Source organism: Neobacillus drentensis (assembly GCF_036966985.1).
GTDB classification, from domain to species: domain Bacteria; phylum Bacillota; class Bacilli; order Bacillales; family Cytobacillaceae; genus Neobacillus; species Neobacillus drentensis_E.
Genome location: NZ_JBALSN010000470.1, coordinates 1 through 11919 on the forward strand (window position 1 = coordinate 1; position 11919 = coordinate 11919).

At 39.9% G+C, this 11919-nt stretch carries 10 protein-coding genes, 2 pseudogenes and 1 other annotated feature; of the genes and pseudogenes, 8 read left to right on the forward strand and 4 right to left on the reverse strand.

Features of this window, described 5'->3' with window-relative positions; all coding sequences use genetic code 11:
- Positions 1–383 (forward strand): annotated as a pseudogene (locus V7659_RS25565) (ribonuclease HIII); the annotation flags it as partial.
- A gap of 61 nt (positions 384–444) precedes the next feature.
- The gene (locus tag V7659_RS25570; protein ID WP_335542923.1) at positions 445–735 is read left to right on the forward strand and encodes a 4a-hydroxytetrahydrobiopterin dehydratase; all 291 of its coding nucleotides are present in this window, start codon (positions 445–447) and stop codon (positions 733–735) included.
- A 97-nt stretch (positions 736–832) separates the two neighbouring features.
- Here the strand turns inward: V7659_RS25570 and pheT are convergent, their stop codons facing one another.
- The 3 genes from pheT to V7659_RS25585 form a co-directional block, all read right to left on the reverse strand.
- On the reverse strand, positions 833–3247 hold the full coding sequence (gene pheT, locus V7659_RS25575; RefSeq protein WP_335542924.1) for a phenylalanine--tRNA ligase subunit beta: 2415 nt from the start codon (positions 3245–3247) through the stop codon (positions 833–835).
- Positions 3248–3298: 51 nt separating this feature from the next.
- The gene (gene pheS, locus V7659_RS25580; RefSeq protein ID WP_098574324.1) at positions 3299–4336 is read right to left on the reverse strand and encodes a phenylalanine--tRNA ligase subunit alpha; all 1038 of its coding nucleotides are present in this window, start codon (positions 4334–4336) and stop codon (positions 3299–3301) included.
- 65 nt (positions 4337–4401) lie between these two features.
- Positions 4402–4670: a binding site (T-box leader), on the reverse strand.
- 61 nt (positions 4671–4731) lie between these two features.
- A complete protein-coding gene (locus tag V7659_RS25585; protein WP_335542925.1) occupies positions 4732–5481 on the reverse strand; it encodes a TrmH family RNA methyltransferase in 750 nt (249 codons plus the stop codon).
- 119 nt (positions 5482–5600) lie between these two features.
- Between V7659_RS25585 and sspI the strand changes: the two genes are divergently transcribed.
- Entirely contained in the window at positions 5601–5807 is a 207-nt protein-coding gene (sspI, locus tag V7659_RS25590; protein WP_098574329.1) for a small acid-soluble spore protein SspI, read from the forward strand.
- 331 nt (positions 5808–6138) lie between these two features.
- Here the strand turns inward: sspI and V7659_RS25595 are convergent, their stop codons facing one another.
- Positions 6139–7224 carry a M42 family metallopeptidase gene (locus tag V7659_RS25595; RefSeq protein WP_335542926.1) on the reverse strand — a complete coding sequence of 362 codons (1086 nt, stop codon included), beginning with the start codon at positions 7222–7224 and terminating at the stop codon, positions 6139–6141.
- Positions 7225–7466: 242 nt separating this feature from the next.
- Here V7659_RS25595 and V7659_RS25600 point away from each other — a divergent pair, with 242 nt between their 5' ends.
- From V7659_RS25600 to V7659_RS25620, 5 genes and pseudogenes are all read left to right on the forward strand, one after another.
- A complete protein-coding gene (locus V7659_RS25600; RefSeq protein WP_335542927.1) occupies positions 7467–8564 on the forward strand; it encodes a GerAB/ArcD/ProY family transporter in 1098 nt (365 codons plus the stop codon).
- Between the two features lie 31 nt (positions 8565–8595).
- A complete protein-coding gene (locus V7659_RS25605) occupies positions 8596–10155 on the forward strand; it encodes a spore germination protein (protein ID WP_335542928.1) in 1560 nt (519 codons plus the stop codon).
- 27 nt (positions 10156–10182) lie between these two features.
- Positions 10183–10752: pseudogene (locus tag V7659_RS32300) on the forward strand (Ger(x)C family spore germination protein); the annotation flags it as partial.
- 63 nt (positions 10753–10815) lie between these two features.
- Positions 10816–11019 (forward strand): Ger(x)C family spore germination C-terminal domain-containing protein, encoded by a 204-nt coding sequence (locus V7659_RS32305; protein WP_438825873.1) that lies wholly within the window; start codon positions 10816–10818, stop codon positions 11017–11019.
- Positions 11020–11152: 133 nt separating this feature from the next.
- Positions 11153–11344, forward strand: a complete 192-nt coding sequence (locus V7659_RS25620; protein ID WP_335542931.1) for a hypothetical protein — start codon at positions 11153–11155, stop codon at positions 11342–11344.
- The last annotated feature ends 575 nt before the right edge of the window (positions 11345–11919 follow it).

An 11919-nucleotide genomic window follows, 5' to 3' on the forward strand; every position in this document is an offset into this window, starting at 1 on the left:
TAAATGTATTAGACAAAATCTCGCCTGAGAAACCTGAAGCAATTCTTATCGACCAATTTGTTCAAGGCAGTACCTATTTTCAGCATATTAAAGGCCAAAAAGCAGTCGCCAAAGAAAATGTTTGTTTTAGTACGAAAGCAGAAGGTATTCATCTGGCTGTTGCGGCAGCAAGTATTCTCGCACGATATGCCTTCATCCAATATATTGATAAACTCAGTGAGTCTGCCGGCTTTAAAATTCCAAAAGGTGCAGGGGCACAGGTGGATGTAGCTGCAGCAAAGCTAATCATGAACAAAGGCCGTGACATCCTTCCGTCTTATGTAAAGCTCCACTTTGCAAATACGGACAAAGCGATCGCCCTTGTTAATAAAAAACGAAATTGAAATGATTTTTTGGGCTGTTTTCCGAATAGATATATTAAAACGGCGTTTGGAGGAGTTTAGGTTGGCTACTCGACTAAGTGAAGCGGAGATTACTGCAGCTGTTGCGAGCTTATCAGGCTGGAAATTGGACGGAAAATTCATTGTGAAAAAGTACCGCTTTCGTGAGTTTTTACAAGGCGTAGCGTTTGTGAATGTCATTGCACAGCTTTCAGAAGAAAAAAATCATCATCCATTCATTGCGATTGATTATAAATTAGTGACACTGCGATTAACCTCATGGAATGCCGGGGGATTAACTGATTTGGATATCACTTTAGCGAAAAACTATGACATGATTTATGAAAAGATATAAAAGTAAGTGAAATGGAACCGAGGTTAACCTGTGGAAACCTCGTTTTCTTAATCAAAAAAGCTAGTTCGAATACAATCTTCGAACTAGCTTCTTTTCGTTAACCCCTTAAAACCGCACCTGCTTTTTCTTCTAACGCTGCAAGTACACGGTTATGAATCTTCGTTACTTCTTCATCCGTTAACGTACGTTCCGGATCGACATACTTAAGAGAGAACGCAATCGACTTCTTGCCTGCCTCCATCTTATCTCCCTCATATAAATCAAACACTTCAGCTTCCTTCAGAAGCGGCGCACCCGCTGTTACGATAATTTCTTTTAGGGTGCCTGACACCGTTTCTATGTTTACCACAAGGGCAATGTCTCTTGTGATGGACGGGAAGCGTGGGATGGCCTGGTATTGTAATGCTGGTGTTTCTGCTTCAAGTACTGCTTTTAATGAGAGCTCGAATACGTAGGTATCCTTTAAATCTAACTCTTTTTGAACAGTTGGGTGAACTTGGCCGATAAAGCCGATTTTCTCCCCATTTAAGAGTACCTCAGCCGTACGTCCAGGGTGCATACCGTCTACTTGCGCTTGAACAAATTGAACCTGTTCTAGTAAACCAAGTTTAGCAAACATTCCTTCTAGGATTCCTTTGATCACGAAGAAGTCGACTGCCTTCTTCTCTCCTTGCCAAGAATGACTTGACCATAGCCCTGTAATAGCGGCGGCTAAGTGTTCTTTTTCTGATGGAAGAGTATCTGTGCCATTCGCTAAGAAAACAGCCCCAGTTTCATACACACCTAAGCTATCATTTTGACGTGCACTGTTGTATTTTAATACTTCCAACAACTGTGGCATAATGCTTAAACGCAGGATACTGCGCTCCTCACTCATTGGCATAGAAAGACGAATGGTGTCTCTCTTTTCAAGCGCGAATTGAGTTGCTTTTTCCTCGCTAGTAAGGGAATATGTCACTGCTTGGTACAATCCTGCTCCTTCAAGGTATTGACGAACCTCGCGACGCTTCTGCTGGTATGCAGACAATCCACCAGGGGTAGTTGAACCAATTGGCAATGTTTTAGGGATGTTGTCGTAGCCGTAAAGACGAGCCACCTCTTCTAGTAAATCTTCTTCAATTTTAATATCACCGCGGCGAGTTGGTGCCGTTACGGTTACGGTATCCTCCTCAATGCTGATACCAAATTGAAGGCGATCAAAGATATCTTTTACGTCATTCATCACTAGGTCTGTACCAAGAACTCGATTGATTTTTTCTAAAGTGATAGAAACTACAGCGGGCTCAACTGTCATTGTATCCGCCTCTGCTGCTCCTTCTAGTACTTCACCGCCAGCGTATTTTGCCATTAAGTAGGCAGCCCGATTTCCAGCAGCACGAACACGATTAGGATCAACACCTTTTTCAAAACGAGCGCTAGCTTCACTTCTTAAGCCATGGTCTTTCGAAGCTTTCCTGACAGTTGCCCCGTTAAAATAAGCGGATTCAAGTAGTACAGTTGTTGTATCTGAAGTTACCTCTGAATTTGCTCCACCCATAACCCCAGCAAGGGCAACTGGTTCGGTTCCATTAGTAATGACGAGATGATCAGATGTTAACGTGCGTTCTGCATCATCCAACGTTACGAATTTCTCGCCATCCGCTGCACGGCGGACAAGGATTTCTTTGGAACCTAAGCGGTCATAATCAAATGCATGAAGCGGCTGACCATATTCAAGCAGAATGTAGTTGGTAATATCGACCACATTATTGTGTGGACGAATTCCAGCAGACATTAAACGTGTTTGCATCCAGAGTGGAGATGGTCCGATTTTTACGTTTTTAATGATTTGCGCTACATATAATGGATTATCCTCTTTTGCCTCGACCGTAATTTTTACATAATCAGATGCTTTTTCAGTTGAAGCTTGCAGGTTCGTTTCTGGAAGTTTAACGTCTCTGCCAAGAATCGCTGCCACTTCATAGGCAACACCTAACATGCTTAAACAATCCGCACGGTTTGGAGTTAAGCTAAGTTCAAGAATCTCATCATCTCGATTTAACTCGGCCAATGCATCGACACCTACTACTGCATCCGCTGGAAAAACAAAGATTCCCTCTGAATACTCTTTCGGAACTACCTTTCCTTCCATACCTAACTCTGTTAGCGAACAGATCATTCCGTTCGATTCTTCACCGCGAAGTTTTGCGCGTTTTATTTTAAAATTACCTGGTAATACTGCACCTACTGTTGCCACCGCAACCTTTTGCCCTTGTGCCACATTTGGAGCACCGCAAATGATTTGTACCGGCTGTTCTCCACCTACATCGACAAGACACTTGCTTAATTTATCGGCATTTGGGTGCTGTTCACGTTCAAGAACATGACCAACAACGACACCTTGAATTCCGTCATTAAGGATTTCGACTCCCTCAACCTCAATACCGCTTTTTGTAATTTTTTCTGCTAACTCAGCAGCAGTTACTCCAGTTAAATCGATATAATCTTGGAGCCATTTATATGAAACGAACATGTCGTCATCCTCCTTTATTTATTCAACTTCAACGGGTTGAAGCGTTCCAATTTACTCGTGTTTTGAAAATTGTTTTAAGAAACGAACATCATTGGTATAGAAATGTCTGATATCATCGACACCGTACTTTAACATTGCAATTCGTTCAGGTCCCATACCGAAGGCGAAGCCAGTGTATTTTTTAGAATCGTATCCTGCCATCTCTAGAACATTAGGATGGACCATTCCTGCTCCAAGAATTTCGATCCAGCCTGTGCGTTTACAAACGCTGCAGCCATGGCCGCCGCAAATTTTACAAGAAATGTCCATTTCGACAGACGGTTCTGTAAAAGGGAAAAAGCTTGGGCGTAAACGGATTTCACGATCTTCCCCGAACATTTTTTTCGCAAACACTTCTAATGTTCCTTTCAGATCACTCATTCGGATGTTTTCACCGACAACCAGACCTTCGATTTGCATAAATTGGTGGGAGTGTGTCGCGTCATCATTATCACGGCGGTACACTTTACCTGGGCAAATAATTTTGATTGGACCTTTGCCTTGGTGCTTCTCCATCGTCCGGGCTTGAACTGGAGATGTATGGGTGCGGAGAAGGATATCTTCAGTAATATAGAAAGAGTCCTGCATATCGCGGGCTGGATGGCCTTTCGGTAAATTAAGAGCTTCGAAGTTATAATAATCCTGCTCAACTTCCGGACCTTCGGCTACCTGGTAACCCATACCAATAAATAAGTCCTCAATTTCTTCGATGATTCTAGTCAGCGGATGGTGATTTCCAACCTTCACCGGGCGGCCAGGAAGAGTAACATCGATACTTTCAGAAGCTAGCTTTTCAAGGACAGCAGCTTCTTCTAATCCCTTCTGTTTGGCTTCAATTTTTTCGGCAATCGCTTCACGAACTTCGTTTGCTAATGCCCCCATAACTGGACGCTCTTCAGCAGAAAGTTTACCCATGCCGCGCAGTACTTCTGTAATTGGCCCCTTTTTTCCTAGGTAGGCAACACGGATGTCATTTAATTCTTTTAAGCTTCCGGACTGCTCAATTTTTTGAATAGCCTCTTCCTGCAATTCCTTTAAACGTTCTTGCATGTCAATTCCTCCTTAATAATAATTGGTGTCAGGCACCAGAAAAAAACAAAAAAACCCCATCCCTGGAAAGGGACGAGGTTAAAGTTTCGCGGTACCACCCTTGTAAACACGTTATGTAAAACACATTGTGTTCGCTTCATTCGGATAACGGCTTATGCCGGCGCATCTTTACACGGAAAGCGGAAGTAGCTGGACAGCTATGCTTATTTTCGTGGTCCCGATGCCAACTCAGGAGGTGAACTTCTCTTATTCTTACCATAAAAGTGCTTTCAGTCGCGGCACTTTCTCCCTAAATGGTCTTAAATAAGATACTTTTCTCCGTCATCGTCATTTAATATTCCATATTGTTCATTATTATATAATAATTCTCTACGCAAGGTCAAACTAGTTTACGTCTATTTTTTCAAATAATAAAGGAGGATCCCTGTTGCAACGGCAACATTTAGTGACTCACTTTTCCCGTAAATTGGGATATAAAGGTTGGCAGTGGTACTTGCAAGAATATCTTTACCGACACCATTTCCTTCATTTCCAACAATTAAGGCGAAAGACTCTCCTGTGGAAATATCAGTATATGCAGAGGCGCCTTCAAGTGCTGTACCATAAACAGGAATATTTTTTTCGTGCAGCTTATCAATCCACTCGTGAAGGTCCCCTCTAATTATCGGCAAGTGAAAGTGACTTCCTTGTGCGGACCTAAGGACCTTAGAGTTATATATATCTACACTTCCACGTCCAACCACAACAGCGTCAATCCCAGCTGCATCTGCTGTGCGGATCATAGTTCCGAGATTGCCTGGGTCCTGAACCGCATCTATGAACAGGTAGGTTTTTGCATTACGCACTTCAGCAGCTGCGATTCGGCATACAGCATAAATTCCTTGCGGTGCCTCTGTATCAGATAGTGAATTCGATATCTCTTCAGTAACTTGTGTTACTGGTGTGGAACCAGCATCCCATCGGGAAGGTAAATCCACTTTTTCAGAAACAATGATTTCTAAAATCTGTTCTCCTTGTTTCAGCGCTTCCTCCACTAAATGGAAGCCTTCCACTAAAAATGTTCCTGATTTATCCCGCTCTTTTTTCGTTAACAGCTTTTTCCATTGCTTAACTTTCGGATTATTTATTGATTCAATATGCTTCAAAACCCGCTCTCCTTTTACAATAACGATGATTTTTATATTATAGCCTAACAAAAATACATAATAAAACCTAAAATAGAAAACATATTAAAGTAATACAGGATAAAAAGGAGTGCATATACATGAATTTAAATTTACGTAATGCAATTGTTCACAATGTTGCTGGGAATACACAAGATCAATTAGAAGATACGATTGTTGATGCGATTCAAAACGGGGAAGAAAAAATGCTCCCGGGTCTCGGTGTTTTATTTGAAATTATTTGGAAAAATTCATCCGAAGAAGAGAAGAAAGAAATGCTCGCTACTCTTGAAAGTGGGTTAAAGTAGTCATTTGTTGGTTCAGAGGCTGTCAATCGGATAAGGTTGACAGCTTTTTTCTGTAAAGATTCAAACTTTCAGCAAAATTAGATGCAATAATAAATGTTTTAATGAAGATATAAAGAGACTATCAGCAATTCAGACACTCAATAAGCGAATTTTCGGATTCAATGAGCGAATTTGGGCATTCAAGTGGTGAATTTTCATGTTCAATCAGCGAATTTTACCTTTCAATCGGCGAATTTTCATGCTCAATCAGCGAATTTCACCTTTCAATCAGCGATTCAAAAACTCGAATAAAAAATCCCCGGTAAAGTTCTACCGGGGATCCCACAATAAGTTATTCAAACGTAATTTTATCAACAGTCTCTCGGTCTAAACGCTTGATGACTTCCACAATCAGTTTCACTGCATTTTCGTAATCATCACGATGGAGCATCGCAGCATGAGAATGGATATATCTAGTCGCAATCGTAATCGCCATCGCCGGAACCCCATTATGTGTCAAATGGATCGACCCTGCATCCGTACCGCCGCTAGGAATTGATTCGAACTGATAAGGAATGTTCAATTCATCAGCTGTGTCGGTCACTAAATCGCGCAGTCCTTTATGGGCAACAAGTGAGGCATCATAGATAACAACTTGTGGTCCCTTACCCATTTTACTCATGGCTTCTCTTTCAGAAACTCCCGGTGTATCACCGGCTATACCTACATCCACAGCAAAGCCGATATCTGGGTTAATTTTTGCCGCTGCTGTCTTGGCACCGCGCAAACCAACCTCTTCTTGAACATTACCAACACCATAAACAACATTAGGATGATCGACACCCTTAAGCTGCTTCAACACATCAATAGCAATGGCACAGCCAATCCGGTTATCCCAAGCTTTAGCTAATAACATCTTTTCATTATTCATAACGGTGAACTCAAAATATGGAACAACCATATCGCCCGGACGAACGCCCCACTCCGTAACTTCCTCACGGCTGGAAGCACCTACATCAATAAACATGTCTTTAATTTCTACAGGTTTCTTGCGTGCTTCTGGTGATAAAATATGCGGCGGCTTGGAGCCGATAATTCCGGTTACATCTCCCTTTCTCGTCACAATCGTCACGCGCTGGGCGAGCATGACCTGGCCCCACCAGCCGCCAACCGGTTGAAAACGAAGAAAACCTTTATCATCGATTTGGGTAATCATGAAGCCAACTTCATCTAAATGACCCGCGACCATAATTTTCGGGCCGCCTTCTTTACCTACCTTTTTAGCAATTAAACTGCCAAGTCCATCGGTTGTGAGTTCATCCGCAAATGGTTCTATGTATTTTTTCATAACTTCGCGAACTTCACGCTCATTACCAGGAATTCCTTTGGCATCCGTTAACTCTTTTAACATCGTCAAGGTTTCATCTAGTTTTGCCATTATTTCGCCCCCTTTGTATAGGTACAATTTTATTATACAGAAGTATATTGTAAAGTTACAAATTTCGCCTAATTGGTTGAAATAACTCAGCATGCTTTGAATCTTTAAGTAGTTCATGGAATCTGGGCTTCATGGATAACATGTATTTCTATGGAGAATATTAAATAAAAAGGAATACTTTGTTAGGAACGGGTTGTTTTGTATGTTATAAGCTTTTCTTACTGCAAAAGGGAGATAAATGAATGATTAAGGAAAAAATCAGTGCAATCCAGCTTTTTTATTTAATGGCAGGCTATGTATTAGGAACGGCGATGATTCTGGGTTTAGGGGCTGACACGAAGCAGGATGCATGGATCTATATCCTAATCGGCATGGTTTCCAGCCTAATATTAATGGTTGTTTATACTCAATTATCAACCTATTATTCAGGGGATACACTCGTTCAGATGCTCCCAAAGATAATCGGAAGGTTTCTTTCCTATCCCGTAATCCTGCTTTATATTGTGCATTTTACCTATTCTGCCGCAAGAGCGTGCAGAGAATTAGGGGATCTGATTGTCACAACCATCTTAACTGAAACCCCAATCTTAGTGGTAATAGGAAGCTTTATGGTGTTAATGATCTATTGTTTGCTGGGCGGAGTAGAGACGTTGGGGCGAATGGCGGAAATCATCTTTCCTATCTATATTTTTGCACTTATCCTGATTTGGCTTCTCTTATTTAGTGTTGAATCATTTGATGTAAAAAATCTAACTCCGGTTTTAGGTAATGGAGTACAACCTTTATTGAAAAAAGCAGTTCCAACTGCCATAAACTTTCCATTTGGCGAAACCATTGTCATTATGATGTTTTTTCCTTTTTTAAGCAATAAAAAACATATAAGAAAGATAGGATTGTCTGCGCTAGTAATTGGAGGAATCCTATTAACAGTTAATTCTATTATGATGCTTTCTACGCTAGGACCGGAAATTTACAGCAGAGATCTTTTTACCCTGCTTGCTGCAACTCAAATGGTTTCTGTTGCAGACTTTCTTGAGCGGTTTGATGCCCTTGTTATTTTAATGATGGTAGCAGGAGTATTTTTTAAGGTGGGAGGATTTACATTCGGTGCTTCCATTGCCATATCTCAATTATTCAAGTTAAAACAATCTCGTTCCGTACTGATATCACTAGGGTTAATTATTACCCCCTTATCACTCATAACCTCATCTAATTATGTTGAACATATAGATTTTGGATTTAAGTATTTTGTTCCATATTTTTTAACTCTATTACAAATCATTGTGCCGATTTTATTACTTTTTACCGCAATGATTCGTAAAAAATTGGGCCTTTTATAGTCTCATTTAATCAATAAGGGTGGTACGTTCATTGAGAAATTTAGGACGGATTAAAAAATTATATTCGACTTTCCAAAATCAAAACCGAGACAAAACTCATGAGGAAAAAGGAAACGATCAATTATCAGGATTTCTTCAGGAAGATTTTTTACAGGTAAAGCATTATTTTGAAGGGGCTTCAGATTTCAGATATCGTGAACTTGAAATAAACTCTACGTACTCGGCTATGATTTTTTATCTCGATGGATTAGTGGGTATAGAAAGAATTGAATTAAACGTCATAACTCCTTTACTCAAAAACAATGATGCATTCTTAAATAACCCTAAACCGACAATTGAGACCATCATAGAAGAACTAAGTTCAGCTCAAGTAAAACAAGGGGAAACAATCCAGGAAGTGATTAATCATATTTTGTTAGGTGACACTGTTTTATTGATTAATGGATTTAAACAATCCCTTTTTATTAGTGAACAAGCATGGGAAAAGCGCTCAATTGAAGAACCCCTATCCGAGGCGGTCGTTTTAGGACCAAGAGAAGGCTTTACTGAAAATATCCGAACCAATACAAGTATGATTCGAAGACGATTAAGAACAACAAAGCTTAAATTCGAAAGTGTACAAATTGGGAACCTTTCCCAAACCGAAGTAGTCATTACCTATCTTGATGGTATTGCACAACATTCAATTATAGAAGAAGTTCGCAGCAGATTAAACCAGATTAATATTGATGCGATTGAGGACAGCGGTTACATTGTAGAGCTTATTGAGGATCATCCTTTCTCAGTGTTTCCGCAAATATTGCAAACTGAACGGCCTGATCGAGTGGTCGGTAACCTTCTTGAAGGCAGAATTGGGATTATCGTTGAAAATAGCCCTTTTGCACTTGTTGTTCCTGTGACATTTTTTCAAATGATGAGTTCCCCTGAAGACTATTATGGAAAGTTTATTATGGCAACCTTTATTCGATTCATCCGCTATCTATTTTTATTGGTTGCACTATTGTTTCCCTCCATTTATATTGCTGTGACTACTTTCCATCAGGAATTACTGCCAACCAATCTTTTGTTTAGTGTTGCAGCTTCACGCGAAAAGGTGCCCTTTCCAGCGGTTATCGAAGCCCTATTAATGGAAATAACCTTTGAAGCATTGCGTGAAGCAGGTTTGCGGTTGCCGCGGCCAATTGGATCAACAGTTAGTATTGTTGGAGCATTAGTAATCGGTCAAGCTGCTGTTGAGGCGGGGATTGTTTCCGCTCCATTAGTTATTGTTGTATCCACTACAGGCATTGCATCATTTATGTTTCCTAGTTATACCCTAACTGGAGCTATTCGGATCCTTCGGTTTTTAATGATTTTTTTATCCGCAACATTAGGGTTTTATGGGATCCTATTAGGAGTATTCTTTATTTTAGTACACCTTGTTCAACTGCGCTCTTTTGGTGTTCCTTATTTGGCCCCTGTTGCCCCGCTTAATTTTAACAACCTTAAAGATGTTTTTGTTCGTGCTCCTTGGTGGAGGATGAATGAACGCCCAGAACAAACTGGAAAAAGGAATTTGAAAAGATTAGGTCCCCGCAACCGTAATAACTAGTTCGTTTTAAAAGGACGGGATGGGATTATGAAAGCGATTAGAAAACTGCTAATAGTACTAATAACCGTTTTTTTGCTTACAGGTTGTTGGAACCGGATTGAAGTGAATGATATTGCCATTGTTACTGCGATTGGATTAGACCTAGTTGAAGACAATATGATTCGCTTAACCCTTCAAGTGGCCATACCAACTAAGCTAGGACCAACTGGAGGAAGTAGTGGAGGAGGAAAAGAACGCAGTACATTTGTCATTTCAGAGAAAGGGGTCACGGTTTCTGAAGCGTACCGAAATTTACAAATGAAGCTATCGAGACGTGTATTCTTTTCTCAAAGCAGGGTCTTATTAATCGGTTAGTCTTTAGCTAGAAAGGGAATTTTTAATATTATTGACTTTTATACAAGGTTCCATCAACCTCGAATGAACAGTTTTATTATGTTTACAGAAGGAGCGGCTTCCGAAGTTATTAAAAACATACCAAATTTAGAAAGTGTTTCAGCAGAGGAAACGAAGGAACTTGCAAAGCTAAGTGTAGGTTTAAAGGTTTATGTCAGGGATTTTTTAAACATGCTTCTTACAGACGGATTAGAACCATATGCCCCTCAGTATAAATTAACTTCATTAGAAGTAGATACAGAAAATGAAGCAGGAAAAATACAGACTATTAATGGGGCTGCTGTATTTAAAAAAGACAAGCTAATAGGTTGGATGGATGAAACTGAAACCCGGGGAATTTTATGGCTTCGTAATGAAATTGAAGGAGGAGTCATTTCCATTAAAGTCCCAAAGGAAAAGGGCGGGGGAAATACTAGTTTTGATATTATTAAATCAAAAAATAGGTGTCTATATCATGTTAAAAAAATTTAATTTAGCTTCATTCTATACAAATTGTTCTTATGTAACAATAATCCCCATTCCTCTTTCAGCTTCGTAAGGAACTTCATCATGGTTCTTTCTAGAAAAAAACAGTTTAATATCCTACTAAATACAAGAGAAAATCTTGAACTGGGATAACGAAAAAAAACGGAACGGGTTAGCTGCCTGTCCAATCGCTACAGGTTTTACTGTTGGAGGAGTTGTAACCGCATCGGAAACAGCTACTATCTCAGCAGTGGAATCAGTTCTATTTGGAACTACCGAAGGGGGTACGGCTGTAGTGGCTGGCAGGGAATATTTTTTACTAACTTTCTAATAGATTCTATTGTGTTAGGAATCAATGCCCCAATATCTTGGCTCAACTCAACCTTCATCTGAAATGGCAACGGCAATTTTTTCCTTTGAAACGTCTGACCTCCATATTTTATGGTTTCCTTCATAATAGCTAGCTCCTTTCGGTATGTAGCTCTGATTTGGTTTGTTTTTTTCCAATAAACAGTTTAACCAAATTAACCTACGGTGTTAAGAGTAAGGAGCTAGTTTCGTTCATGATAACATAAACTCCCTCACGATTGTCTTTTGTTCATTTTGAACAAAATGGTGTGTTCTCGGTGCCTTCAAATTCCAAATTAGGAGGTTTTTTGTTTGAGAAAAGGTATTCGAAAACAAGGAAGGGTTTACCCTATTCAGCTAAAAAAGTCGGAAATTTGATAAAAAAAGTCGTTTTTACAGTAGGAAAGGGCTTTCAGTTATTTTATAGTAATTAAACAGGTGTTTAGATAACTTTAAAGGAAAGGGAAAAGTAAAGAAAAAGTTAGAACAAGAAATTTATATTTTTAACCCTTCAGATCAATTCCCTTCCTAAGATGGAAGGGCTATTATATTTTAATA